This window comes from Bradyrhizobium sp. S3.3.6 (genome assembly GCF_040546905.1).
Classification (GTDB): Bacteria; Pseudomonadota; Alphaproteobacteria; order Rhizobiales; family Xanthobacteraceae; genus Bradyrhizobium; species Bradyrhizobium cytisi.
In genome coordinates this window covers 626,739-653,273 of record NZ_JBEPOT010000004.1, presented here as the reverse complement: position 1 = coordinate 653,273, position 26,535 = coordinate 626,739, and the positions used below count along the sequence as shown (strand labels likewise).

Genomic DNA, 26,535 nt, shown 5'->3' with positions numbered 1-26,535 from the left:
TATGAGTCGGGGACCGATTTGCATCATGCACCCCGGACGTTCAGATGGTTTCAAATCCTGCGGTCGCAAGCATTGTTCCAGCGCAACGCTGCGGGCTTTCTTTGGAACGACGGCGCCGTGGACAGGTTAGCGCCCCATCAGCGATCGAACACGGCGAAACAGCGGCTTTGCGTGCAAGCCGATGCCGTCGTGTTCCCGAAACCCAGGAGGATCGGAACGATGGGACTGTTCACAAAAGACATCAAGACCATGAACGACCTGTTCGTGCATCAGCTGCAGGACATCTATTACGCCGAGCAGCAGCTCACCAAGGCGCTGCCGAAAATGGCAAATAAGGCGACCGATCCGCAGCTGAAGCAGGGCTTTTTGACGCACCTTGAAGAAACCAAGCAGCACGTCACGCGGCTCGAGGAAGTGTTCAAGATGCATGGTGCGCAGGTGAAGGCGGTCGACTGTCCCGCAATCGACGGCATCATCGAGGAGGCCGCCGAGACCGCGGGCGAAGTCGCGGACAAGGCGGTGCTCGACGCGGCGCTGATCAACGCTGCGCAGGCCGCCGAGCATTATGAGATCGTCCGCTACGGCAGCCTGATTGCCTGGGCCAAGCAGCTCGGCCGCAGCGACTGCGCGTCCGTGCTCGCGAAAACGCTCGAGGAAGAGAAGGCGACGGACAAGAAGCTGACCTCGCTTGCCGAGAGCAAGGTGAACCTGCGGGCGGCGAGCTAAGGCTTAGCCGCAAGAGCGCCGCGCGGTCATCCGCGAGGCGCTCGCCTGTCGCGCATCCATCATTCGGTCATTGTCGAAACATGACGGCGGGCCGGTGGCGTATATGTCGCATGGGGCTGCAATCGAGGTGGCAGCATGCGAGCCAGCACCATCAAATATGAAACATTCGACGCAGATGGTGCCCCACGCACCGCATCGCACCTTGCAACCTCGCTCACGCTGGCTGCGATGAGTCTCGGCTATGGCGTGGTGCAGCTCGATGTCACCATCGTCAACACCGCGCTCGATGCCATGGGCAAGTCGCTCGGCGGCGGGGTCGCCGAGCTGCAATGGGTGGTCAGCGCCTATACCATTGCCTTTGCTGCCTTCATCCTGACGGCCGGCGCACTTGGTGACCGGATCGGCGCCAAACGCATCTTCATGGCCGGGTTCGCGATCTTCACAGCGGCCTCGCTGGCCTGCGCGCTATCTCCCAACGCCATCGTGCTGATCGGTGCACGGCTGGTTCAGGGGCTGGCGGCGGCGATCCTGGTGCCCAATTCGCTGGCGCTGCTCAATCATGCCTATACGGACGACCGCGCGCGCGGTCGTGCCGTCGCGGTCTGGGCCGCAGGCGCGAGCCTGGCGCTGACAGCCGGTCCCTTCGTCGGCGGCGCGCTGATCACGCTGGTCGGCTGGCGCGCGATCTTCCTCGTCAATCTGCCGATCGGCCTCGCTGGTCTGTGGCTGAGCTGGCGCTTTGCGAGCGAGACCACGCGGGCGCGTTCGCGCGAGATCGATCTGGCTGGCCAACTCGCGGCGATCGGCGCGCTCGGAGCCCTCGCGGGCGCGATCATCGAGGGCGGCGCGCTCGGCTGGCAGCATCCGCTCGTGCTTTCGGCTTTCGCTGCGGCCGCGGTCCTGGCCACGTTGTTTGTCTGGCGCGAGAGCCGCACGGCGCAGCCGATGCTGCCGCTGTCCTTGTTCGGTCACCGGCTGTTTACCCTGACCACGGTCGTCGGCCTCCTCGTCAACGTCGCGATCTACGGCCTGATCTTCGTGCTCAGCCTCTACTTCCAGCGGATCAACGGGCTCTCGGCCTGGTGGACCGGGCTTGCCTTTGTGCCGATGATGGGCGCGGTGTTGCCGGTCAATCTGCTGGCGCCGCGCTTGGCCGAGCGCATCGGCCCGTGCCCGACCATCGTCGTCGGCGCCTGCATCTCGGCGCTTGGTTGTCTTGGTCTGGTCTGGATCGAGGCGGGGACGAGCTATTGGGCAATCTTCGCGCAGATGATCGCGATCAGCGGTGGACTTGGCCTCCTGGTGCCGCCTCTCACCTCGACCTTGCTCGGCAGCGTCGAGAAGGCGCGCTCCGGTATCGCTGCGGGTGTGCTCAACGCGACGCGGCAGACCGGCAGCGTCCTTGGCGTTGCGTTGTTCGGTTCGCTGGTGGCATCCGACAGCGCGTTCATGATCGGCCTTCATCAGTCGCTAATCATATCGGCGGCTGTCCTGCTGCTGGCCGCCGGTGTGATCGGCCTCGGCGCAAAGGCGCACGGGCGAGCAATGTGAGCAGCCGCGCACATTCCCTGTTCACCATTCCGGCAACCGGTGCACAGCCGGTTACCGACTGTCCATCTCTGCCGGTTCTAGTGCCCGATGGAATAGGGGCCGGCAATGTATCAAGTTCTGTTTTGTCTCACGGACCAGCATGATTGGCGTCTGGTCGTCCTTGGCGGGGCGGTATGCCTGCTCGCCAGCGCGGCGGCAATCAGCCTGTTTCATCGCGCGCGTGCGGCGAGCGGGTCGGCTCGCCTGGTTTGGGTTGCGCTCGATGCCGTCGTCGCCGGTTGCGGTATCTGGGCAACCCATTTCATCGCGATGCAGGCCTACGGGCCGGGCGCCGGTGGGGCCTACAACATCCCCGTAACGGTCCTGTCGCTGCTCTTTGCGATCGCAGTCACCTTCATCGGTCTCAGCATCTCGGTTTCGACGACGCACAGGGGTCTGGTCGCGGTCGGCGGCGCCGTCGTTGGCACCGGCGTGGCCGCGATGCATTACACCGGCATGATGGCGTTCGAGATTCCTGCCCATGTCGGCTGGACCACCGGGACCGTGACGGTGTCGATCTTGCTCGGCATCGTCTTTGGATCGTTCGCCCTGCACGTCGCGGGACGAGGCGATAGCCTGTCCAACGCGCTTGCCGCGACGATCCTGTTGACGGTCGCCATCGTCTCTCACCATTTCACCGCGATGGGCGCGCTGGAATTGACGCCCGATCCGACGCTTGTGATCAGCAGTCTTTCGATCCCGCCGGCGTCGTTGTCGATCCTGACCGCCAGCGCGGCCGCTGCCATTCTCGTCATTGCGCTCACGGCGGCGGTGCTCGATCGTCGTGCCAAGGGCGAGATCGGACGCCAGCAGGTCGTGCTCGACACCGCGCTCGAGAACATGTCGCAGGGGCTGTGCATGTTCGATGCCGAAGGCAAGATCATCCTATTCAACGAACGCTATGCGACGATGCTACGCCGCTCCGACATGCAGCTTACCGGCCGCGTCCTGCTCGACGTGGTCCGCGAGGAGGCGGCGAAGGGGCAGTGGAATGGCGAGCCCGAGCAATTCTTCGCACGCCTTGTCGAGGACGCCCGGGAGGGACGTACGACGACGGACGTCGTTCGACGGTTCGACCGCTCGATCCGCGTCGTCAACCAGCCGATGCAGGGCGGCGGCTGGGTCGCCACCTTCGAGGACATCACCGAATGGCTGGAGGCGCAGGCCAAGATCTCGCACATGGCGCGCCATGACGCGCTGACCAATCTGCCGAACCGCGTGCTGTTCCACGAGCAGCTCGAACAGGGGCTGCGCCGGGCTGGTGTGAACGACCAGCTCGCGGTGCTCTGCCTCGACCTCGACCATTTCAAGGACATCAACGACTCGCTCGGCCATCCCATTGGCGACGCGCTGCTGAAGGAAGTCGGCCGCAGGCTGAAGGCCACCGTCGGCGAGCACGACACCGTGGCCCGCCTCGGCGGCGACGAGTTCGCCGTGGTCCAGATCGGTCGCTCGGAGGAAGCCGCGGCGAGGGCGCTCGCCGGCCGCCTCGTCGAGGTGATTTCCGCGCCTTACGAAATCGACGACCATCAGATCGTGATCGGCGTCTCGATCGGCATCTCGCTGTCGCCGCAGGACGGCAGCAATCCCGACGAGCTGCTGAAGAACGCCGACCTCGCGCTGTACCGCGCCAAGGCCGACGGCCGCGGCACCTATCGCTTCTTCGAGACCGGCATGGATGCGCGGGCGCAGGCGCGGCGCTTGCTGGAAATGGATATGCGGGCGGCACTCCAGCGCGACGAGTTCCAGCCGTACTACCAGCCGATCCGCGACGTCGCCAGCGATCGCGTGGTCGCCTTCGAGGCGCTGTTGCGCTGGAATCATCCGCATCGCGGCCTGATCTCGCCCATCAACTTCATTCCGCTTGCCGAGGAGACCGGCCTCATCATCCAGCTCGGTGAGCTCGTGTTGCACGCTGCCTGCGCGGATGCCGCGACTTGGCCCGACGATATCGGCGTCGCCGTGAATCTCTCGCCGGTGCAGTTCAAGAATCCGAACCTGATTGCATCCGTGACCGACGCACTGGAGAGATCGGGCCTCGCGGCGCGCCGGCTTGAGCTCGAGATCACCGAATCCGTGCTGCTCCAGAACAGCGAGGCGACACTGACCACGCTGCACGAGCTGCGCGCCATGGGCGTGCGCATCTCGCTCGACGATTTCGGCACCGGCTATTCCTCGCTGAGCTATCTGCGCAGCTTCCCGTTCGACAAGATCAAGATCGATCGTTCGTTCGTGTCCGAGCTTGCCACGCGCGAGGACTCGGTAGCGATCATCCGCGCCGTGACGGGCCTCGGCCGCAGCCTCGGCATCGTCACCACGGCGGAGGGCGTCGAGAACGACGCGCAGCTCGAGCTGCTCAGGCGCGAAGGCTGCACCCAGGCACAGGGCTATCTGTTCAGCACGCCCAGGCCCGCATCCGAAGTGGCTTTGATGCTGGAACGCCCGCGGCTGCTTGCCTCGGCCTGAAGAGGCCTAGCCGCGGCGCAGCGCGAAATGCGCGCCGCAGAACGCCATCACGGCGCCGAGACACAGCGCCGCGAGGCCCGCCAACACGCCGGAAATGGTCGGGATCGGGCTCGGCGCCGAAGCGGCTTGCCCGGCGCCGGCGAGCAGGAGCACGCCGACCGCGATCAGGAATTGGCGCATCCGTTGCGGGATCTGGCCGGAGACGGCGCTTTGCATCAAGGACGCGGTGAAATAGCCGCCGGAGAATCCGACGGTCGCGATCAGCCACCAGGCGATCGCCGCGCCCGTCGGCATGAACTCATGCGTGTCCGAACGCCAGAGGCCGCCGAGGTCGAGCCCGTAGCGCGCGCCGAGCATATGCACCGCGAGCGCGAGCAGCACGCCCGAGATCATGGCGGCCCCGAGAATCAGCCGGCGCGGAAAATAGATCGTCTCAGCCATGTCCCGCTTGTAGGATGGGGGAGGGCGATCGCGCAAGCGGATCGCGGACGGGATTGACAGATGCAGGTTTCGGACGGGCAGGGCCGGTCGGTCACGAGCTATGCCTACAAGGCGTCGCTGATCGGCTCGGCGCATCGCTTCGAGCTGACCGATGAGGGATTGTCCTGGCACATCGCCGGCCGCTCGGGTGTCTGGCGCTATGATGAGATCAGTGCCGTCAGGCTGTCGTTCCGTCCGGTCTCGATGCAGCAGCACCGCTTTCGCGCCGATGTCAGCCGTACCAGTGGCGGCCGCATCGCGATCCTGTCGACGAGCTGGCAGACCGCGGCGCTGATGGCGCCGCAGGACAGAGGCTTTCGCGATTTTCTCGTCGAGCTGCACGCGCGGATGGCGAAGGCCGGCAGCCGGGCCACGCTGACCGCAGGCCTCGGCCGCAAGACCTATGCGGCGGTGCTGGCGTTCCTGGCTATGCTGGCCGTGGCGATGGCCGGGTTGTTGATCCGCGCGCTGATGATCGGGGAATTCGCCGGCGTGCTGTTCATCCTCGGCTTCGCCGCGCTGTTCGCCTGGCAGGTCGGCGGCTTCGTCCGGCGCAACCAGCCGCGCAGCTACAGTTTTGATCGGCTGCCGCCCGGCTTGCTGCCCTAGCGCTTGCAATCGGCCGCAATCAAAATTGACTTCGCAGCCGTGCACCGGTCCCGCATCGTGCCGCGATGACAGTCATGGATCGCAGCACGCGCCTGCCGACGGCGGACGAGATCGCCGAGATCAATCGCACCCATCTGATCGATACGCCGCTCCAACCGGCCGATTTGCTGTTTCTGTTCGGCACCCGTGAGGACGTCGCGCTGCGCGCCGAGACCGCCGCGCGGCTATGGCGTCAGGGCCTTTTCCGCTGGTCGATTGTCAGCGGCGGCGTGACGCCCGGCTCGGAGCAATCCGAGTGCATGATCATCAAGGCGGCGATGGTCGATGCGGGTATTCCGGCGGATCGAATTCTCGAGGAGCATCGCGCGATGAACACCGGAGAGAACGTGATCTTCTCGCTGCCGATCATCGATGTGGCGCTGGGACTGCGCAACATTCGCAGCGTGATCTGCCTCGGCAACACCTGGACCGCGCGGCGCTATCCGATGACATTGCACCGGCACTGGCCCGAGGTGACGAAGCTGCTGCTCACCGTCGACAGTTTTGCGACGCCACGCACGCTCTGGCATACCGACGCCGAATTTCGCCGTCGTGTCCTGCACGAATGGGACAAGATCGAGCCGTACAAGGCGACGGGATTTATCGCGGAATGGCCGGAGCGCTGACCGGCGAGGGGCTACTCCGTCGAGTCGAAATCTTCCTCCTTGGTGCCGAGCAGCGAGACAATCGTGCGCAGGCCGGAATCGAGCTGCTCGAACGAGGGCGGGGCGAGCGCCAGCCGCACCGCGTTCGGAGCATGGCCATGCGCGACCGCGAAGGTCGAGGACGGCGTCAGCGCGATGCCGCGCCGGGCCGCCGCGGCAACGAAAGTCTGCGAGCGCCAGTGCGGCGGCAGCGTCAGCCAGAGATGATAGGAGCGCGCATCGGCGGCGATCTGGTAACCGGCGAGCAGTCGTGCCGCGGTCTGCTGGCGGCGTGCGGCGTCGATGCGCTTGAGCCGGGTCAGCTCGGCGACGGTGCCGTCGGCCATCAATCGCTGACCGGACGCGAGCGCGTGGCCCGAGGCGATCCAGCCGCCGGTGCGGACCGCGCTCATCACGGTCTCGCGCAAGTGAGGCGGCGCGACGAGGATGCCGAGCGCCAGACCCGGCGCGACTTTCTTTGAGAGGCTGTCGAGCACGATGCAGCGATCGGGTCCCAGCGCCGCCAGCGGCGTGTCGTCTGCGAGGAAGCCGTAGACGGTGTCCTCGATGATGGTGAGATCGAGCTTCTCGGCGACACGCATGATGTCGGCGCGCCGCGTCGCGTTCATGGTGACGCCGAGCGGGTTCTGGATGATGGGCTGAAGATACAGCGCCGAGAGATGCGCCTCGCGATGCGCCTTCTGGATCGCGTCAGGCCGCGCGCCAAATTCGTCCATCGGGATCGGCACCAGCGTGATGCCGAGCCGCGCGGCGATGCTCTTGACGTAAGGGTAGGTCAGCGCCTCGACGCCGCAGCGGCCGCCGGTCGGCACCAGTGCTGCGAGCGCGGCCGCGAGCGATTGCTTGCCATTGGCGGTGAACACGATCTGTTCGGCCTGCGGCGTGAAATCCTTGCGCGCGAGATAGGCGGCGGCCGCATTGCGCGCGCTCTTGGTGCCGGTGCTGGTCGAGGCGCGCAGCGCGGATTCGAGCGCGTCGACCCGTTCGAGCCCGGCGAGGCTCTTGGCGATCATCGCCCATTGCTGCGGCAGGAGAGGATAGTTGACCTCGAAATCGATACGCGCATCGCGCGGCTCGGTGATGATCTCGATCTCGCGCCTGATGTCGCCGGAGATGAAGGTGCCGCGGCCGACCTCGCCGACCACTAGCCCGCGGCGCAACAGCTCCGTGTAGACGCGGCTCGCGGTCGAGACCGCAATGCCACGGTCATAGGCAAAATTGCGCTGCGGCGGCAACCGGTCGCCGGCTCTTAACGTGCCGTTAGAGATATCCGCGGCAATGGCATCCGCGAGCTTCACGTACTCAAACTTGGACATATTGCACCGAGAGCAATGTTTTCCTTGCTCCGAGCAATGTACTGGAGCATTTAAGTTCCATCAAGGTCTGCGATTGAGCCGAGGAAAGCGAGAGCAATCCAACGGCAAATGAGGTGCAGGCGCTCAGGCGTTTGCGCCAACGGCATCCGCTTCGCCGCGCAGGACCAAAGGCCGGAGAAGAAAAATGACCACGATCTCGCAAACTGCCGGGCGGAGCTTGCGCCCATCCTCGTCGAGCGGATTTTTTGGCACGCTCGCCACCGCTGCCTATGCGCTGTTCGACCGCCTGGAGCGCCGCTCCGCCGTCAAGACGCTGAACGAGCTCGACGACCGCGCCCTGCGCGACATCGGGATCAACCGCAGCCAGATCGAAGACGCCGTCTACGGGCAGTTCAAGGACGAGCTGACGCGGTATCTGTGAGGTTTCTCTGTCGGGACGTCCCGCAAGGCAGGGCGTCCCGATATGCGCAAATGTTTCCTCAGCGTCATTGCGAGCGCAGCGAAGCAATCCAGAGTCCCTCCGCAGATGCAGTCTGGATTGCTTCGTCGCAAGAGCTCCTCGCAATGACGGAGTGCGGGTGATACGGTCGCTCCACCAATCCGCATCGTCATCACAGACACACCTTCGCAGCCTCGCGGCTCATCTCACCCGAGCTTTGCTTCGTCACCTCACCCTCAATTGAAAGAGGGCGCAGGGAAGACCGGGTGCCGGCTGGCACCCGCGGTCCACTGTGCGATGATTACGCTATAAAAATCTGCACAGCGGCATACAGGTGAAGCCAAACATCCGGCCTTCCCTGCGCAGTGGCTTTACGGCTTATGTCGTGCTCTCCCCGGGGAGCGATGCACTATTGCCCCCGTCGCCTTGCGGATGATCGATACGCATGTCCGGTTGGACACAACGCATCACCGCAAACCTTGACGCACAGGCTCCGGGCGCCAGGACCACACGATTTTGCCGTACGCGGATCACACCGGTCGTGTGCGCGAGGCCTTCGCTCACGGTTGCCCGCCCTGCAAAACCCTTCGCGCCGACGTGACCCACGTCCACCGCCATCCGGCCCGCGTTCGTGACGATCGCGATACGCCCCTCTTCCTTGGGCCGGGTTGCGCGACACATACGCCGTTTCCGAATTTCGGTAAAGTGGAATATTTTTTGTGATGCGGATTGACCGAGAGTTCGGGTGTTTTGCCCGTCAGGCAGCACAAGACCTTGTAGAAACTTTCCGCGATGGCAGTCTGGATTGCTTCGCTGCGCTCGCAATGACGGAGCAAGCGTCAGTGTCTCACCACCAGCACGGAGCACTTGGCATAACGCACCACATGCCCGGCATTGGAGCCGAGAAAATAAGTGCGCATCGCAGGCCGGTGCGAGGTCATGACGATCAGATCGGCCTTCATGTGCACGGCTTCCTCCAGGATCTCGTGATAGATGCCGCCCTGGCGCACCACGCTGGAGATGTGAGAGGCGTCGATGCCGGATTCGCGGGCGACGATGGCGAGTGCCTCTTCCGAGGTCTGGCGCTGCTGCTCGTCGAAATCGGCCGGGACGTATTCGGCCAGCATCACCGGCGTCATCGGCAGCACGTTGAGCAGCCGGATCGATCCGCCCCAGTTCTGCGACAGCGTTGCCGCGGTCGCGATCGCCGGTTTTGCGAGATCGGTATCGGCGAGGTCGATGGGTACGAGGATGGACTTGAACATCTGCGCCTCCAAATCTTCCAGTCAAGATCCTGGGACCAAGCTGGATCAACCGGTCGAGACGGTGCCCGCGCGTCTCATCCCAGTCGAAGCAACTTGGGGCTGACGAACAGCACCAGCTTGCCGCGGCGGTAGGCCACGTCACCCCAATCCTTGACGTCAAAGTCGAGGACCGCAAGCCCCGCGGTAGGAAGATTGTCGGCAAGCGCCTTGGCGCCGGCCGGATCGCCGCGACCCATCAGCATCAGGCCGGCCTCGTGCATGCCCGGATTGTGCCCAACCAGCAGCAATTGCCTGGGGTTGGCGGGAATCGTTGCAGTGCGAATGGTTTCGAGAATCTGCGCGGGATCGGCGCCGTAGAGCTCCGGCAGGATCTCGACCTGCGGCGCTGCGACGCGGTCCTTCATCGCCTGCCAGGCGATGTCCCAGGTCTGCCGGGCGCGGACGGCGTGCGACACCAGCACAGTCTCGGGCACGGCTGGGTGGGCGGCGATCCAGTCGCCCATCTCGGCGGCATCCCGCTGGCCGCGGTCGTCGAGCCGGCGGTCCTGGTCGCGGCCGCTCGGCGCGTGGGTCTCGGTCTTGGCGTGACGCAGCAGCATCAAACGGCGCATGGCATTCTCGAATCGTTCCACGTCCAGGATAATCTAAAAGGATAATCTACAGGTGTCGGTTGAGGACAAGGTGACAAGCGCCCGATTGGTCCTTTAAGAAGATTGCTCCGTTAACAAAAATGACATGAGCGAGACTTTCACAAGCGTGTCCCAGGAAGAAGCCGGCTTTCGTGAACGTGCGCGGCTGTCGTTCGATCTCGACGCCGACATTTGCGTGATCGGGGCAGGGCTTGCCGGCCTCTCCATTGCGCTGGAGGCGGCCCGGCTCGGGGCCAGCGTGGCGGTGCTCGAGGGCCGCCATATCGGCTGGAACGCCTCCGGCAACCAGCTCGGCGCCGTGACGCCGGGCTTCGCGCTGCCGCTCACCGAGCTGATCGAGCGCATCGGCTTTGAGGGCGCCAGCGAATTGTGGACGCTCTCGAAGCAGGGCGCCGAGTTCGTCCGGGCCAACGCCACCGAGGAGAACATGCCGGGCATCGGCCTCACAGACGGGGTGCTGGAGGTCTCCAACGTCGATGCCGGCGACCGGCTGATCAGCCGGCTCCAGATGCTGAACGAGGATTTCGACACCGAGGCCGAGGGCTGGCAGGTCGATCGCGTTCGCGCGGCGCTCAAGACCGATCGTTACTTCCACGGCGTCTACTACCCCAAAGCGTTCCAGGTCGACGGCCGCAAATATGTGCACGGCCTGGCCGCGCTGGCGCGGCGCGCCGGCGCCCGCATCTTCGAGGATACGCCGGTCGTCAGCATCGATCATTCCGGCATCCGCAAGCGCATCGTCACGCCGTCGGCGCGGCTGCGCGCGACGCACATCGTGCTCGCCGGCAACATCCATCTCGGCGCGCCGTTGCGGCGGCTGTCGGAGACACTGCTGCCGGTCTGGCGCTACGCCGGAATCACCGCACCGCTCGGCGAGCGGGTGCACGAGATCATCGGCTTCAAGGGATCGGTGATGGATTCCGACGGCGTCGATCATTTTCGTATCGTCGACGGCGACCGCCTGATGTGGGAGAGCCCGGAGACCACCTGGGCCGCGCGGCCGCAGCGCTTTGCAGGTAGCGTGAGGCGGCGGATTCGCACGATCTTCCCCCGGCTCGGCGATGTCGAGATCACCGAGACGTTCGGCGGCGTCATCGGCCAGACCGTGCATGGCATGCCGCAGATCGGCCAGCTGCGGAAAGGCCTGTGGGTGGCGAGCGGGTTCGGCCGCCAGGGCATGAACACGTCCGCGATGGCCGGGCAGCTGATCGCGCGCAGCATCCTGTGGGGCGACGAGCGCTGGAAGCTGTTCTCGCCGTTCGAGCTGGTCTGGGCCGGCGGCACCACCGGGCGGGTCGCGGGCCAATTGGTCGGCATCTGGGGCAGGGCGAGCTCCACGGCCGCGGGGTCGCTCGCCCGCTATCGCGAGCGGGCACGGGTCAAGGACAGGGAACGCGAGGCGCGGCTGGCCGAGGCCAACCGGGCCGCCGGCACCGGCCCGCGCCGTCCGCCGCCCGAGGTTCGGCCGCGCATGGCTCCGGCGCCGCAGCCGGCTGCCGCGGAGGAGGCGGAACCGGTTTCCCACGAGCAGGGCGTCTCGCAATAAGTTGAGAAAAATCCCGCCTGGAAGTGTAACGTCCGCCGTTAGAACCCGTATCTCAGGGCGTGAACTTCCTGCGCACGGAGAAAGACATGTTTGACCGCCGCATCTTGTTGACGACCGTCGCCGGCCTGTTCGGCCTTTCGACCTTCCGCTGGCTGAGAGCAACGCCGGCTCAAGCCGCCGAGAAGTTCGAGATCGAGAAGACCGACGCCGAGTGGCGGGCCCAGCTCACGCCGCAGCAATATGAGATCCTGCGCAAAGAGGGAACCGAACGGCCGGGCACCAGCCCGCTGCTCAAGGAGCATCGCAAAGGCGTCTTCGCCTGCGCCGGTTGCGATCTGCCGCTGTTCGCCTCGGAGACCAAGTTCGAGAGCGGCACGGGTTGGCCGAGCTTCTACCAGCCGATCGAGGGCAATGTCGGCAAGACCGAGGATCGCACCTTCGGCATGGTGCGCACCGAGGTGCATTGCCGGCGCTGCGGCGGCCATCTCGGCCACGTCTTCGATGACGGTCCGAAGCCGACCGGATTGCGCTATTGCATCGACGGTTTCGGGCTGGTCTTTCACCCGGCGTCGCCGTCGGCGACGTGAGCTTTGGGTGACGTTTAATCCCGGCAATTGTTGCCGGCCCGGCAATTGTGCCCCGGTCATGTGACCGGGGCCTTTCTATTCAAGTCATTGATTTCCTGAGAATACCTGCATTGGCATAGGCCTTGCGACGTCTCCTCCGAATGCGGCCATTGGTCTGCCGGCCGCCGAGATCGGATCTGGAGACAAAGTTATGGGTATCTTCGATGCAATGAACACCTCGGTGGGTGGCCTGCAGGCGCAGTCCTACGCGCTTCAGAACATTTCAGGCAACATCGCGAACTCATCCACCACCGCTTACAAGGGCATCGGGACCAGCTTCGAGGATCTCATTCCCGATTCCTCGGTGCCCAACAAGCAGGTCGCCGGCGGCGTCACCGCGCATGCGCAGGCAACGATCACCACGCAGGGCACGATCTCGGGCTCCAGTGTCGCCACCAACATGGCGATCACGGGCGATGGCTTCTTCTCGGTGCAGAAGGCGACCGGCGTCGTCGACAACGTGCCGGTGTTCGACGGCGTCTCCTATTACACCCGTCGCGGCGACTTCCAGGTCAACGCCAACGGCAATTTGATCAACGGCGCCGGCTACTATCTGATGGGTGTCACGGTCGACCCGAAGACGGGCAATCCGACCGGCAGCGTGCCGACGGTGCTGCAATTCCAGAACAACTTCGTCCCGGCGCAGGCGACCACCTCGATCCAGTATGCGGCGAACCTGCCGACAACGCCGAACACGGTGGCGAGCTCGACAGCGGCGAGCCACACGCTGCTGGCCAATGGTGGTCTCGATCCGACTGACTTCCTCCAGTCGAATCCCCTGCCGGTCGGCAGTCCGCCTCCGCGCACGGACGCCACCATCACGAGTGCGGGTGCCAACAACAGTGTGCCCGGTCCGATCACCGGTGCGACGAAATTGTCGGGCACCGCGCCGAGCGACTCGCTGACAACGAGCTTCGCGGCCGGTGACACCATCATCGTCGGTAGTTCCCCCGCGACGACAATCACGATTACTGCGGCGGGCACCGGCCTGCAGGACGCGACCCACGTTCGCGCCGACGACACCGTCGGCGACCTGCTCACGGCGATCGGCACCGCCACGGGCGTAGCGCCATCCATCAACGCCTCGAACGGCAAGATCACATTCCACACCGGCACGGCGCAGGACCTCAACATCACGAGCACGGCGCCCGCGTTCTCCGCGCTTGGATTGACGAGCCCGGTGACCCAGGCACGTGGCACCGGCATGACCGCAACCGGTGTGGTGATGGGCAGCGACGTCGCCACCTTTACCAAGGAGTCGATCAGCGGCGGCGCGGTGACGGCCTACAATGCGGCCGGTACGCCCGTGAACCTGCAGTTGCGCTGGGCCAAGACCGACAGTTCCGCACTGGGCGGCACACACAGCGATACCTGGAACCTGTTCTACCAGACCGACCCCAGTGCGACCACCAGCGCGCAGCAGGCCTGGGTGAACACCGGCCAGACCTTCGCTTTCGCCAGTGACGGCTCGCTCACCTCGCCGAGCGGCTCGGGCATCACCATCAACAACGTCCAAGTCAGCGGCCAGTCGCTCGGCTCGGTCGCCTTCAACCTCTCCTCCGGCGGGCTGACGCAATTTGCGAGCACCAGCGGCGCGGTGACCATCAACACAATTACGCAGAACGGCTACGCCGCCGGCCAGCTCCGCTCGGTCGCCGTCAACAACAACGGCCTCGTTGTCGGCACCTTTTCCAACGGCCAGAACCTCGATCTCGCCTCGGTAACGCTCTCGCACTTCAACGGCACCAACTACCTGAAGGCATTGGACGGCGGCGCTTATGCCGTGACCGATCAGTCGGGCCCGGCGATCGCGGGCGCCTCGGGCACCATCAGCGGCTCGTCGCTGGAGGGATCCAACACCGATATCGCCGACGAGTTCACCAAGCTGATCGTGACCCAGCAGGCCTATTCGGCCAACACCAAGGTGATCACGACGGCGAATTCGATGGTGCAGGACCTCTTGAACGTGTTGCGCTGATCGGTCCGCCGGCGCGTAACGTAACCAAAGACGGCAGGTCAACATGGGTTTGAGTTCGGCCCTCGCCAGTGCGATGAGCGGTCTGCGTGCCAACCAGGCCGCGCTCTCGATCGTCTCGTCGAACGTCGCGAATTCGCAGACGCCGGGTTACGTCGCCCAGACGCCGAACCAGGTCGAGGTTACCACCGCGGACTTCGGATCGTCGGTGATGACGACCGGCGTCAGCCGGGAGCTCGACACCTTCGTGCAGAACCAGCTTCGCACCGAGACCGGCGGCAGCGGCTACGCCGACCAGATGGCCAACATCCTGAAGCAGCTTCAGAACGTCTATGGCAACCCCGGTGGCAGCGGCACGCTCGAAACGGCGCTGAACAACTTCACCAGCTCGCTCCAGGCATTGTCCACGAGCGCGGGCTCGTCGTCGGCGCAGACGGTCGCGGTCGGGGCGGCGCAGGCGCTGGCGACGCAGCTCAACGTCACCACCAAGGGCATCCAGTCGCTGCGCTCCAACGCTGAGCAGGATCTCGGCACCTCGGCACAGCAGGCCAACGCGGCGATGAACCAGATCGCCGACATCAACACCAAGCTACAGGGCCTGTCTTCGAGCGATCCGTCCGCCGCAACGCTGATGGATCAGCGCGACCAGGCCATCAACTCGCTGTCCAAATATGTCGACGTTCGCGTCACCACCGACGGATCGAACCAGGCCAACATCTACACCACCACGGGCATCCAACTCGTCGGCGCGGGGCTCGCCTCGCAATTCACCTTCGCCTCCGCCGGCGCACTCTCGGCGACCTCGCTCTACAACACCAATCCGGCCAAGTCCGGTGTCGGCGCGTTCAACATCAAGCTTCCGAACGGGTCGCAGATCGACGTCGTCGCCAACAATGTGGTCTCCTCCGGCCAGATCGCGGCGGATCTGAAGCTGCGCGACCAGACGCTGGTGCAGGCGCAGACCCAGATCGACCAGCTCGCCGCGACGATGTCGAGCGCGCTGTCGGACAAGACCACGGCGGGCACGACGGTCTCGGGCCCACCGGCGGGCTTCGACGTCGATCTCGCTGGCGCCGCACCGGGCAACACGGTCAACCTGACCTACACCGATACGACGACCAACACGCAGCGCCAGATTACGCTGGTCAACGTGACCGACCCGGCGGCGTTGCCGCTCCAGAACGCGACGAATGCGAACCCGATGCAGGTCGGCGTGAATTTCTCCGGCGGCATGGGCGCGATCGCCTCGGCGCTCAACACCGCGCTATCCGGCACGCACCTGTCATTCTCCGCGGCGCCGCTGCCCGCCACGGCCACGACGCTGCGGATGACCGATGACGGCACCGGCCTCGCCAAGATCAACTCGTCCTCGATCACCAAGACGATCTCCTCGCTGACCTCGGGCAGTCCGCAGCTGCCGCTGTTCACCGACGGCGGTCAGGCGCTCTACACCGGCGCGATCACGGCAGCGGGCTCGCAGATGACCGGCCTTGCCGGGCGCATCGCGGTGAACACGCAGCTCGCCACCGATCCGACCCGGCTGTCGGTCTATAGCACCTCGCCGGTGACACCGGCCGGCGACACCACGCGCTCGGACTATCTCTATTCGCAGCTCACCAATGCTGTGTTCTCCTATTCGCCGCAGACCGGTCTAGGTTCGGCGAGCCAGCCGTTCAGCGGCAGCGTCTCGAACTACCTTCAGCAATTCCTGAGCGTCCAGAGCAACGCATCGACCCAGGCGACGCAGCTCCAGCAGGGCCAGAGCGTCGTGGTCTCGACGCTCCAGGCGAAATTCAACTCGACCTCCAGCGTCAATCTCGACGCCGAGATGTCGAACCTGATCCAGCTCCAGAATGCCTACGCGGCCAATGCCCATCTCATGTCGGTGGTGCAAAGCATGATGAACACGCTGCTCCAGGCTCAAGGGTAACCGCGCGTATCAAGTGTAGGGGCGACGAAACATGTCGATCAGCAGCATCAACTACTCCTCGTCGGTCCTCGGCGCGCAGATCCGCAACATCAATCAGCAGCTCACGGATCTGTCGACGCAGCTCTCGACCGGCAAGCTGTCGCAGAACTATTCGGGGATGGGCACCAACGAGGGCTTCGCGATCGCCTCGCGCGCGCAGTTGTCCAACATCGACGCCTATACCGACACGATCACCAACGTCAACGTCAACATCAACCTCACCAACACGGCGTTGCAGGCGCTGACGACGATCCGCAGCACGGCGCAGACGGGCGCCGCGAATACGTCGCAGGATCTCAACGTCAACGGCCAAACGGTTGCGCAGAACACCGCGGCCGCCCAGTTCGGCTCGATGATCGGCGTCCTCAACACGCAGTCCGGCAACCGCTATCTGTTCTCCGGAACCGCGGTCAACACGCCGTCGGTCACCGACGCCGGCGACATCATCAACGGCACCACGACGCAGGCGGGCTTCAAGACCGTGATGGCGGAGCGCCAGGCCGCAGATCTCGGTGCCAACGGAATGGGCCGGCTGGTGCAGACGCAGCCGACGCCGAGCTCGGTGAAGGTGTCGGAGGACGTCGCGGGATCGCCGTTCGGCTTGAAGATCGCCGCGGTCTCGTCGACGCTGACGGGCGCGACGGTCACCGGCCCAAGCGGCTCGCCGGTGTCGTTCTCCGTTGATCTCAACGGCGTTAACCCGAACAACGGCGACAAGCTCAGCGTTCAGTTCACGCTGCCGGACGGCTCGACCGAGCAGATCGACCTGACTGCGTCCAGCGCGACGCCGACGCCGGCGGGAAGCTTCGCGATCGATCCGACCATCCCCAACAACACCGCCGCGAACCTCAATACGGCGCTGAACACCGCGATCACGAAGCTCGCCAACACCTCGCTGGTGGCGGCATCCGCCGTGACCGCCGGCGACAACTTCTTCAATACCGCGAGCTCTGCGATCGGCACTGCCAAGAACAACCAGGCGGCCCCGCCCGCACCGATCAGCGGGGCGACCGCGCTGTCCGGCACGGCTCCCTCGAACTCGATCTCGCCGGGTTTTGCTGTCGGCGACACCATCACGGTCAACGGCACCACGCTGAGCTTCGTCGCGTCAGGCGCGGCCGGCAACCAGCTCAACGTCACGGACAGCATCCAGACCCTGATGAGCAAGATCGACCAGATCACGGGGACCTCGAAGCCGTCGACCGTCCATGGCGGTTCGATCACGATCAACACCGATGATGCGGCGAGCCTGAGCATATCGGGCTCGACCCCGGGCGCTGTGGCCGCGCTGGGTGCGCTCGGCTTCAGCACGTTGCCGATCACCGCCACGCAACCGCCGCTGCGCGTCGGCTCTTCGCCGGCGAGCTCGGCGACGACGCTGGTGAACGGCTCGGCCACGACAGTGAAATGGTACACCGGCAATGACGGGCCCGGCTCGCCGCGCTCGACCGCGGTGGCACGGGTCGACGATTCCATCACGATTCAATATGGCGCACAGGCCGATGAGGACGCGATCCGGCGGCAGTTGCAGGCGGTCGCTGTGTTCGGCACGTTCTCGACCTCGCCGGCCGGGACCTATTCCAGTGGACAGGTCTCGGCGCTGAGCCAGAGGGTGGCTCAGGCGCTTGCGCCGCAGCCTGGACAGCAGCGAATCGAGGACATCCAGACCGATATCGCGATGGCCCAGAACACCATGAAGGACGCCACCGCGCGGCAGACCCAGGCCAAGGCGCAGCTCCAGACCATGATCGACCAGGCCGAGTCGGCCCCGCCGGACCAGGTGGCGAGCGAAATCCTGTCACTTCAGAACGCGCTCCAGGCGTCCTACCAGACCACTTCAAAGCTCGCGCAGCTGTCGCTCGTCAAGTTCCTGTAGGAGCACGCGTTAAGGCTCCATTAACCATGCCTGTTTACGTCTTGGTGAGGATTGAGGGCGCTGGCGGAGCCATTGATGTGGGATCGGATGCAACTCGTGGCGGTCACGCCGTGCTTCGGCGGGCCGGTCCTGCCGTGGGTGTTCCACGGCAACATCGCCTCGGGATTTGCAGCGGCGCCCGCCGCGACGGCCGACGCGGCGTGAGCCTGGCGGGATGAGCATCGGCGCATCCCGCCTATCAGACATCGAGCCAGCGTCCGAGGGCGGCTCGCGCTATCGCCTGCGCGATCTCTTCACGCCGCTGGATACGCTGCTCGCCTCCGGCGGGGACCAGCGGCTGGCGCTCGATCCCGGAGATCGCGTCAACGCTTATGGCTGCGGACCGTCCCCAGAACCCGAGATCTGGAATTTCGCTTCATCTACGGCATCGCCGATCTCGCAGGCGGCCTATGACCGCGCCGCGCTGGCGCGCGAGGAGCTGGTCCACAAATCGCTGTTCGACGAGGTCGAGATCACCTTCGACCGGCGCTGCGAGGATATGCGCGACGAATTGCGCGGTCACTTCCAGCTCCCGCCGCACGTCGATGTCGTGTTCTCGCCGTCGGGTACCGATTCCCAGCTCCATGCCTTGTTCCTGGCGCACGCGGTGCTCGGCGGACCGCCGGTGTCCATCGTGGTCGGGGCCGACCAGACCGGCAGCGGCACGGCGCATACCGCACGCGGGCACCATTTCAGCGCGATGACGGCGAGCGGCGTTGCGGTGCGCAAGGACGCTGCGATCGCGGGCCTCGCCGGCGACAGCATCGCGGTGCCGCTGCGCGACGCCAATTCGGGCCTCGCGATGCGCACCGACGCGGACGCCGAGGTGATGCGTGCAATCGAGGACAGCCTCGCGCAAGGCCGGCGCGTTTTGTTGCACATCATGGATTCGTCAAAGCTCGGCTGGCGCGCGCCGAGTGCCGCCTGCCTCGATGAGATCGCGCGGCGCTGGCCGCGCAAGGTTCAGGTCGTCGTCGATGCCTGCCAGGCGCGGCTCGGCCGCCGGCGGCTGCGCTCCTATCTCGATCGCGGTTACATGGTGCTGATAACAGGCTCGAAGTTCTTTGGCGGGCCTGCCTTCAGCGGTGCGCTGCTGGTGCCGAAGGGCCTGTCGCGCGCGCTCGACCGGATTGAAGGTATCGCGCCGGGCCTTTTCGACTATGTCGGCCGTTGCGACTGGCCGATGACATGGACGGCGCTGCGCTCGCGCTTTGAACGGCGTCCGAATTTCGGCCAATGGTTGCGCTGGGAAGCGGCGCTGGTCGAGATCGGCAACTACTACGCCGTGCCCGGGGCGTTCCGCGCCAGGGCGGTCGCCGAGCTTGCGGCCGGCATCGACAGCATGATCGCGTTGTCGCCGTCGCTGCGCGCCGTACCCGCAGCCTTCGACAAGGCGGATGCGGACGATGAGGAGTTCGCGCAGCGTACGATCTTTCCATTCACGCTGCTACGTAACGGCAAGCCCGTGTCCATCGCCGACACCAGCACCGTTCATCGCGCGCTGGCGCGCGACATGAACGGCGACATCGTCGGGAGCGCTGCGGACCGGCAGGTTGCCGCACAACGCTGTCTCGTCGGCCAGCCGGTGCGGCTGGAGCAACCGGACGGCGTGCCGCAGGCTGCGCTGCGCCTGTGCATCGGCGCGCGGCTCGTCACCGACGCCTGGTCGGCCGACTGCGCGCAAGCGCAACGCAATGTGCAGCAGATCCTCGATCGCATCGCCCACGTCCTGGTGAAGACCGAGCTGCTGCTTGACCATACCGCCGCTGTGCCGGCGTAGCCCTCATAGGTGTGAGATGTTGCATACGCTTGCCGCGCCGAACTTTGCCGACCGTATCGGCTTTGCGCATTTGACGCGCCAGGCCTTCGAGGGCGTCGATCTGCATCCGTTGCGCGAGCGGCTGCTGGCGCGGATCGCGGAGGGGACGGCGCAGGCGGGCGAGGGCCTCGATCTGTCGCTGATTGCCCAGCTGATGGGCGAGAAGGAAGCCGGGCTCGTGATCCAGTCCGAGGTGCTCTCCTTCCACCAACTGTTTCGTACGCCCGCCCCAGTGCCGAAGCCGGGCTTGCGCGTGCTTGCGCTGGCGGCCGACATCGACATGGGCGGCAACACGCCGATCGAATTTTTGCTCGAAGGCTCCGACATCGAGCTCCTGACGCTCTATGTGACCAAAACAACAGGTTTGCCCGAAACGCTGCCCGATCACGACGTTGCCATCGTGGTCGCATCCGATTCCGAGGAATGCCGCGAAGCGCTGGCGCTGATCGAAAAAGCCGCGCCGCGCTGGCCGCGTCCATTGCTCAATCGCCCCGAGCTGATCGGCAATCTCGATCGCGACAAGCTCTATCGGTTGCTGGCTGATATCCCCGGTCTCGATATTCCCGTGACCGCCAACGCGACGCGTGCGCAATTGACGGCTCTCTCGGAAGGACGGATCGCCTGCGCGGAGATCTCGGGCGAATTGCACTTTCCGATGATTGCACGGCCGCGCGGCACGCATGCCGGTGTCGGGCTTGCGAAGATCGACGATGCTTCCGCGCTCGCGGCCTATCTTGCCGAACGGGAGGAGCAGGATTTCTTCGTCGCGCGTTTCGTCAACTACGCTGGTCCCGACGGGCTCTTTCGCAAGATCCGGCTCACCATGGTCGACGGCAAGCCTTATGCCTGCCACATGGCGATCGCCGATCGCTGGGACATCTGGTATCTCAACGCCTACATGGCGTTCAGCGAAGAGAAGCGCGCTGAAGAAGCCATCTTCATGCAAGACTTCGATCGTGCCTTCGCAGCACGTCACAGGAATGCGCTAGACGAAATGAGCCGGCGCGTCGGCCTCGATTACTTCATCGTCGACTGCGCCGAGAACCAGAACGGCGAGCTTCTGGTGTTCGAGGCCGACAACACCGCCGTCGTGCACAACATGGATTCGCCGGTGGTGTTTCCGTACAAGCCGCCGCAGATGCGCAAGATATTTGCCGCGTTCACGGCGATGCTGTCGCGGCATGCAAAGACGAGCGTGGGGAGCGCAGCATGAACGAGATCATCCGCAACACGCAGATATCTGCCACGAACGGATCGCTCGATCCGCAGGACTGGAGCGAGTTTCGTGCACTCGCCCATCGCATGCTCGATGAAGCGATCGACGGCATCGCCAATGTGCGCGCGCGTCCGGTCTGGCAGCCGATCCCCGACGAGGTTCGCGCGGCAATCCGGACTGACGTGCCGCGCGAAGCGACTTCTCTTGCGGACGTATATCGCGAATTCTCCGAGCACGTCGCGCCTTACGCGACCGGCAATGTTCATCCCGGCTTCATGGGCTGGGTGCATGGCGGTGGCACCGCCGTCGGCATGGTCGCGGAGATGCTCGCGGCCGGCCTCAACGCCAATCTCGGCGGCCGCGATCACATGCCGATCGAGGTCGAGCGCCAGATCGTCGAGTGGATGCGCGGCCTGTTCGGCTTTCCGCAAGGCGCGAGCGGCATTTTCGTCACCGGGACGTCGATGGCCAATCTAATGGCGGTGCTGGTTGCGCGCACGAGCGCGCTCGGCGCGCCGGCGCGGCAGCACGGCATCGGCAATGACGGCGCGCTGCTCACGGCCTACGCGTCGAAGGCCGCGCATGGCTGCATCTCCCGCGCGATGGACATCGCCGGGTTCGGCACCGATGCGCTGCGCAAGATCGATATCGATGCCGATCATCGCATCGATGTCGCCGCGCTGCGCGCGCAGATTGCGATCGATCGCGAGGTTGGCTTCAAGCCGTTCCTGGTCACGGCATCGGCCGGCACCGTCGACATCGGCGCGATCGACGATCTCAGGGCGCTCGCGGATCTGTGCCGCGAAGAAGGCATCTGGTTTCACGTCGATGGCGCCTTCGGTGCGCTCGCGATCCTCTCGCCCGAGCTTGCGCCGCTGCTCGAGGGCATCGAGTTCGCGGATTCGATCGCGCTCGACTTCCACAAATGGGGGCAGGTGCCTTACGATGCCGGCTTCCTGCTGGTGCGCGACGGCGAACGGCACCGGCAGGCCTTTGCACAGCCGGCGGCCTATCTGAGCCGCGAGGCGAGGGGGCTTGCGGCCGGCGCTGTCTGGCCGTGCGATCTCGGTCCGGATCTGTCGCGCGGTTTCCGCGCGCTGAAGACGTGGTTCACACTGAAGACATTCGGCACCGACCGGCTGGGTGCGGTGATCGCGCGCAGTTGCGCGCTCGCAAGATATCTCGAGACGCGCGTGCTCGCCGAACCGCGTCTCGAGCTGCTTGCGCCGGTCAATCTCAATATCGTCTGCTTCCGCTATCGCGCCGACGACGCGATCAATCGGGAGATCGTCGCCGATGTCCAGGTATCAGGCATTGCCGCACCGTCAGGCACGACGCTGGACGGCAAGTTCGCGATCCGGGCGGCGATCGTCAATCATCGCACCGCGGAGTCGGATATCGACGCGCTGGTGTCGGCCGTGATCAGGTTCGGCGCGCGGCGGACCGGCGGATTGATCGACGTTGAGGCGCCGCCGCTCGCGGCGCCGTAAAAGCGACTCGCTGAAACGACAACGGCCCCGGAGATGATCCGGGGCCGTTGTCGTTTGCGCGGGTCGTCTAGCTTAGGTCTTAAGACCTTGGATCAGGCGGCCGTGCTGACGTCGCTTTCGGGATGCGCTGCATTGTACTGGTCGCGCAGCTTCTCTTCATAGGCGATCAGCTTGCGGGCATCCTTCAGCGCCCGGTACAGATCGCCGCTCATGATATGGTTGTTGATGCCCTCGATGATCGGCCAGGCGCTCGGTACGGCGGTGACGATGTCGCGCACCAGGTTGAAATAGGTGCCGTGCTGGGACTGCGGATCCGGCGAGATGTACATCAGCTGGACCGCCAGATAGACGAGCTTGGCCGGCGTATCGGCGGTCTCCGGCGTGAGGATGTCGCGCTCGCGCAGGATCGGCACATTCTCGCCGTTGATGAGAAGACGGGCGCGCTGATCGGTGTTGGTGATCACGCAGTTGCCAATGATGATGCGTTCGTGCGGTCTGAGCTCGACCTTGAGAGCCATGCCTGTTCTCCAATCGATCTTTTGCAACCAGCGACCGCGGCGCCACCGCTGAGATTGTAATCTGGCATGCGAGCCATTGCTTCTGCAACACGTTCGTTGCTCGTTAACCATGTGATCAGCGTGTGATCGGGCGGCCGCCGTGGATCGCATCATGTTTTGTGGAGAATCTTTATCCTTCCTAAAGCATGCGCTCCGAAGGGCATCGGGATCAGGAATTCCTGCGAGACCGATTCAGTTTTCGTTGATCACTTGCTTCGTACGGTCCGGTCCTCGGCCAAGAAGGCCGATTGTTGCGTAACGCCAGAAAGGTTGTTTCCATGTCCCTCTCCACCGTCACCCTCTCCGCTGCAGTCCGCCAGAACCTGCTCTCGCTGCAGGGCACCGCTGACCTGCTCGCGACGACGCAGAGCCGTCTCGCCACCGGCAAGAAGGTCAACAGCGCGCTCGACAATCCGACCAACTTCTTCACCGCCGCCGGTCTCGACTCGCGCGCCAGCGACATCAGCAATTTGCTCGACAGCATCGGCAACGGCGTGCAGGTCCTGCAGGCCGCCAACACCGGCATCACCTCGCTGTCGAAGCTGGTCGATACCGCGAAGTCGATCGCCAACCAGGTGCTGCAGCAGCCGTCGGGCTATTCTGCGAAGGCCACGTTCACCGGCAATGCGCCGGCAACTGGCGCCGCCGGTACTGCGACCGACCTGGTCAACATCGGAAGCGGCACCGCCAACGCGCTGAAGGGCCAGACCGTGGTCTTCAAGACCGCAGGTGGCGCGAGCAACACGCTGACCATCACGGACGTGATCGGTGCCAACAGTGCCAACTCGATCACCGCCGTCAACAGCTGGCTGTCGAGCAAGGGTATTCAGCTCACCGCCAGCCTTAACACCAACGGCTCGCTGACCTTCACCTCGTCCAATGATGCCGCCTCGCAAACGATCACCAACACCGGCACCTATGCGGCGCCGGGTGCCGGCTCGTCGAGCTCGGTGGACATCTCGGGCGGTGCGGCCTTCACCACCGGTACGGTGGTTGCGGCTGTCGCCGACCCGGTGTCGCAGGCCACGCGCTCGTCGCTGGTCACCCAGTACAACCAGATCATCCAGCAGATCACGACCACGGCGCAGGATTCGTCGTTCAACGGCATCAACCTGCTGAACGGCGACTCGCTGAAGCTGGTGTTCGACGAAACCGGGAAATCGACCTCCACGATCACCGGCGTCACCTTCAATCCGGCCGGTCTTGGTCTGGGTTCGCTCACCGCCGGGACCGACTTCATCGACAATACTGCGACCAACACTGTCTTGACGGCGCTCAACACCGCCAGCACGACACTGCGGTCGCAGGCGTCGGCCTTCGGCGCCAACCTGTCGATCGTGCAGATCCGCCAGGACTTCAACAAGAGCCTGATCAACGTGCTTCAGACCGGCTCGTCCGCCCTGACGCTGGCCGACTCCAACGAGGAAGCGGCCAACAGCCAGGCGCTGTCGACCCGCCAGTCGATTGCGACGTCCGCGCTGTCGCTGGCCAACCAGTCGCAGCAGAGCGTTCTGCAACTGCTGCGCTGAGCCCGGCGCAGTTCTCGATCTGGAAGAGCGGCGGGGCCTCGGCCCCGCCGCTTTTTTTTCGCGCTGCAGTTTGTGTTTTCCGGAATCGATCGAGGCCCGGCGCCGCGGAGGCTGCTTAACCGATCGACCGGCCTTGACCGTTTGTTAACCATAATTTTTCGAAAGCGCCTCGGCCGTTAACCAAGACCGGTCTGCTTTATCCTTTGTTGACCATAGCGTCCCTAGGGTTCCCCCATGCGCGGCCAAGGAAGGCCCGCTGAGTTACACCAGAAAGGTCGTTTCGCATGTCTCTGTCCAACATCACGCTCTCCGCCGCAGTCCGCCAGAACCTGCTCTCGCTGCAGGGCACCGCTGATCTGCTCGCGACCACGCAGGGCCGTCTCGCTACCGGCAAGAAGGTCAACAGCGCGCTCGACAATCCGACCAACTTCTTCACCGCCGCCGGTCTCGACGCCCGCGCCAGCGACATCAGCAATTTGCTCGACAGCATCGGCAACGGTGTGCAGGTCCTGCAGGCCGCCAACACCGGCATCACCTCGCTCTCCAAGCTGGTCGATACCGCGAAGTCGATCGCCAACCAGGTGCTGCAGCAGCCCTCGGGCTACAGCTCGAAGGCCACCTTCACCGGCAACGCGCCGGCGACTGGCGCTGCGGGCACCGCGACCGATCTGGTCAACATCGGCAGCGGCACCGCCAACGCGCTGAAGGGCCAATCGCTGGTTTTCAAGACTGCGTCTGGCACGACCACGCTGACCGTCACGGACGTGGCCGGTGCTGGCAACGTCAACTCGATCAGCAGCCTTAACGCGGCACTTTCGGCGGCGGGGGTTCAGTTGATCGCAAGCTTCAACACCAACGGCTCGCTGACCTTCACCTCGGCCAACGATGCCGCCTCCCAGACCATCACCAACACGGGTACCTATGCCGCCCCGTCGGCCACTTCGTCGACCTCGGTGGATATCTCTGGCGGTGCAGCATTCACCGCCGGAACGATTGTCGCCGCGGTTGCCGACCCGGTGTCGCAGGCCACGCGCTCGTCGCTGGTCACCCAGTACAACCAGATCATCACGCAGATCACCACCACGGCGCAGGACGCTTCGTTCAACGGCATCAACCTGCTGAATGGCGACTCGCTGAAGCTGGTGTTCGACGAAACCGGCAAATCGACCGTGACGATTGCGGGCGTGACCTTCAATCCGAACGGTCTCGGCCTGAAGTCGCTCACCGCGGGCAGCGACTTCATCGACAACACTGCAACCAACACCGTTCTGACGGCGCTCAACACCGCCAGCGTCACCCTGCGGTCGCAGGCGTCGGCCTTCGGTGCCAACCTGTCGATCGTGCAGATCCGCCAGGACTTCAACAAGAACATCATCAACGTGCTTCAGACCGGTTCGTCCGCCCTGACGCTGGCCGACTCCAACGAGGAAGCGGCCAACAGTCAGGCGCTGTCGACCCGCCAGTCGATTGCGACGTCCGCGCTGTCGCTCGCCAACACGTCGCAGCAGGGCGTTCTGCAGCTGCTGCGCTGAGTTCGACAAAAGTCTTGCTACGGAATTGCGGCGGGGCCTCGGCCCCGCCGTTTTGTTGGCTGCATGAGAGTCGTCCTGGAAACCGTGCGCCACTGCCTCGCGTCGGCCGCTGTACG

The 26,535-nt window shown here is 64.8% G+C and carries 22 protein-coding genes; 17 read left to right on the top strand and 5 right to left on the bottom strand.

What is annotated here, in order from left to right; all coding sequences use genetic code 11:
- Positions 1 to 219: 219 nt before the first annotated feature.
- The 3 genes from ABID59_RS15885 (at position 220) to ABID59_RS15875 (ending at position 4,782) form a co-directional block, all read left to right on the top strand.
- Positions 220 to 726: a YciE/YciF ferroxidase family protein gene (locus ABID59_RS15885; RefSeq protein ID WP_148751321.1), complete on the top strand. Its 507-nt coding sequence runs from the start codon at positions 220 to 222 to the stop codon at positions 724 to 726.
- Between the two features lie 135 nt (positions 727 to 861).
- Complete coding sequence (locus tag ABID59_RS15880; protein ID WP_354083962.1) at positions 862 to 2,277, top strand: MFS transporter; 1,416 nt, start codon at positions 862 to 864, stop codon at positions 2,275 to 2,277.
- A 105-nt stretch (positions 2,278 to 2,382) separates the two neighbouring features.
- The gene (locus ABID59_RS15875) at positions 2,383 to 4,782 is read left to right on the top strand and encodes a bifunctional diguanylate cyclase/phosphodiesterase (RefSeq protein ID WP_354083961.1); all 2,400 of its coding nucleotides are present in this window, start codon (positions 2,383 to 2,385) and stop codon (positions 4,780 to 4,782) included.
- A 6-nt stretch (positions 4,783 to 4,788) separates the two neighbouring features.
- Here ABID59_RS15875 and ABID59_RS15870 read toward each other — a convergent pair whose 3' ends face one another.
- Positions 4,789 to 5,223 (bottom strand): hypothetical protein, encoded by a 435-nt coding sequence (locus tag ABID59_RS15870; RefSeq protein WP_354083960.1) that lies wholly within the window; start codon positions 5,221 to 5,223, stop codon positions 4,789 to 4,791.
- A 60-nt stretch (positions 5,224 to 5,283) separates the two neighbouring features.
- On the opposite strand from ABID59_RS15870, the gene ABID59_RS15865 reads away from it, so the two are divergent.
- Both ABID59_RS15865 and ABID59_RS15860 read left to right on the top strand, forming a co-directional pair.
- Positions 5,284 to 5,871, top strand: coding sequence for a hypothetical protein (locus tag ABID59_RS15865; protein WP_354083959.1), 588 nt, complete (start codon positions 5,284 to 5,286; stop codon positions 5,869 to 5,871).
- Positions 5,872 to 5,936: 65 nt separating this feature from the next.
- Entirely contained in the window at positions 5,937 to 6,536 is a 600-nt protein-coding gene (locus ABID59_RS15860) for a YdcF family protein (protein WP_354083958.1), read from the top strand.
- An 11-nt stretch (positions 6,537 to 6,547) separates the two neighbouring features.
- Here ABID59_RS15860 and ABID59_RS15855 read toward each other — a convergent pair whose 3' ends face one another.
- Positions 6,548 to 7,891, bottom strand: a complete 1,344-nt coding sequence (locus tag ABID59_RS15855) for an aminotransferase-like domain-containing protein (RefSeq protein WP_354083957.1) — start codon at positions 7,889 to 7,891, stop codon at positions 6,548 to 6,550.
- Positions 7,892 to 8,075: 184 nt separating this feature from the next.
- On the opposite strand from ABID59_RS15855, the gene ABID59_RS15850 reads away from it, so the two are divergent.
- The gene (locus ABID59_RS15850) at positions 8,076 to 8,312 is read left to right on the top strand and encodes a DUF1127 domain-containing protein (protein ID WP_148751328.1); all 237 of its coding nucleotides are present in this window, start codon (positions 8,076 to 8,078) and stop codon (positions 8,310 to 8,312) included.
- Between the two features lie 857 nt (positions 8,313 to 9,169).
- Here ABID59_RS15850 and ABID59_RS15845 read toward each other — a convergent pair.
- Both ABID59_RS15845 and ABID59_RS15840 read right to left on the bottom strand, forming a co-directional pair.
- The gene (locus ABID59_RS15845) at positions 9,170 to 9,595 is read right to left on the bottom strand and encodes a universal stress protein (RefSeq protein WP_148751331.1); all 426 of its coding nucleotides are present in this window, start codon (positions 9,593 to 9,595) and stop codon (positions 9,170 to 9,172) included.
- Positions 9,596 to 9,669: 74 nt separating this feature from the next.
- On the bottom strand, positions 9,670 to 10,206 hold the full coding sequence (locus tag ABID59_RS15840; protein WP_354083956.1) for a SixA phosphatase family protein: 537 nt from the start codon (positions 10,204 to 10,206) through the stop codon (positions 9,670 to 9,672).
- A gap of 124 nt (positions 10,207 to 10,330) precedes the next feature.
- On the opposite strand from ABID59_RS15840, the gene ABID59_RS15835 reads away from it, so the two are divergent.
- The 9 genes from ABID59_RS15835 to ABID59_RS15795 all read left to right on the top strand — a co-directional run bounded on the left by ABID59_RS15835 (position 10,331) and on the right by ABID59_RS15795 (position 22,801).
- A complete protein-coding gene (locus ABID59_RS15835; protein ID WP_354083955.1) occupies positions 10,331 to 11,791 on the top strand; it encodes an NAD(P)/FAD-dependent oxidoreductase in 1,461 nt (486 codons plus the stop codon).
- A gap of 86 nt (positions 11,792 to 11,877) precedes the next feature.
- The gene (gene msrB, locus ABID59_RS15830) at positions 11,878 to 12,378 is read left to right on the top strand and encodes a peptide-methionine (R)-S-oxide reductase MsrB (RefSeq protein WP_354083954.1); all 501 of its coding nucleotides are present in this window, start codon (positions 11,878 to 11,880) and stop codon (positions 12,376 to 12,378) included.
- A 190-nt stretch (positions 12,379 to 12,568) separates the two neighbouring features.
- Positions 12,569 to 14,395, top strand: a complete 1,827-nt coding sequence (locus ABID59_RS15825; RefSeq protein WP_354083953.1) for a flagellar hook protein FlgE — start codon at positions 12,569 to 12,571, stop codon at positions 14,393 to 14,395.
- Positions 14,396 to 14,438: 43 nt separating this feature from the next.
- Positions 14,439 to 16,322 (top strand): flagellar hook-associated protein FlgK, encoded by a 1,884-nt coding sequence (gene flgK / locus ABID59_RS15820; RefSeq protein WP_148751336.1) that lies wholly within the window; start codon positions 14,439 to 14,441, stop codon positions 16,320 to 16,322.
- Between the two features lie 31 nt (positions 16,323 to 16,353).
- The gene (locus ABID59_RS15815; protein WP_354083952.1) at positions 16,354 to 18,237 is read left to right on the top strand and encodes a flagellar protein; all 1,884 of its coding nucleotides are present in this window, start codon (positions 16,354 to 16,356) and stop codon (positions 18,235 to 18,237) included.
- A gap of 75 nt (positions 18,238 to 18,312) precedes the next feature.
- A complete protein-coding gene (locus ABID59_RS15810) occupies positions 18,313 to 18,441 on the top strand; it encodes a hypothetical protein (RefSeq protein ID WP_354083951.1) in 129 nt (42 codons plus the stop codon).
- A 10-nt stretch (positions 18,442 to 18,451) separates the two neighbouring features.
- Positions 18,452 to 20,056 (top strand): hypothetical protein, encoded by a 1,605-nt coding sequence (locus tag ABID59_RS15805; protein WP_354083950.1) that lies wholly within the window; start codon positions 18,452 to 18,454, stop codon positions 20,054 to 20,056.
- Positions 20,057 to 20,072: 16 nt separating this feature from the next.
- Positions 20,073 to 21,308: an ATP-grasp domain-containing protein gene (locus ABID59_RS15800; RefSeq protein ID WP_354083949.1), complete on the top strand. Its 1,236-nt coding sequence runs from the start codon at positions 20,073 to 20,075 to the stop codon at positions 21,306 to 21,308.
- Positions 21,305 to 22,801 (top strand): pyridoxal phosphate-dependent decarboxylase family protein, encoded by a 1,497-nt coding sequence (locus ABID59_RS15795; RefSeq protein WP_354083948.1) that lies wholly within the window; start codon positions 21,305 to 21,307, stop codon positions 22,799 to 22,801. Before ABID59_RS15800 ends, ABID59_RS15795 begins: the two co-directional genes overlap by 4 nt.
- A 92-nt stretch (positions 22,802 to 22,893) precedes the next feature.
- Here the strand turns inward: ABID59_RS15795 and flbT are convergent, their stop codons facing one another.
- A complete protein-coding gene (flbT, locus tag ABID59_RS15790) occupies positions 22,894 to 23,319 on the bottom strand; it encodes a flagellar biosynthesis repressor FlbT (RefSeq protein WP_148751341.1) in 426 nt (141 codons plus the stop codon).
- A gap of 317 nt (positions 23,320 to 23,636) precedes the next feature.
- On the opposite strand from flbT, the gene ABID59_RS15785 reads away from it, so the two are divergent.
- Complete coding sequence (locus ABID59_RS15785; RefSeq protein ID WP_148751342.1) at positions 23,637 to 24,887, top strand: flagellin N-terminal helical domain-containing protein; 1,251 nt, start codon at positions 23,637 to 23,639, stop codon at positions 24,885 to 24,887.
- A gap of 284 nt (positions 24,888 to 25,171) precedes the next feature.
- The gene (locus tag ABID59_RS15780; protein ID WP_148751343.1) at positions 25,172 to 26,419 is read left to right on the top strand and encodes a flagellin N-terminal helical domain-containing protein; all 1,248 of its coding nucleotides are present in this window, start codon (positions 25,172 to 25,174) and stop codon (positions 26,417 to 26,419) included.
- Positions 26,420 to 26,535 lie beyond the last annotated feature (116 nt).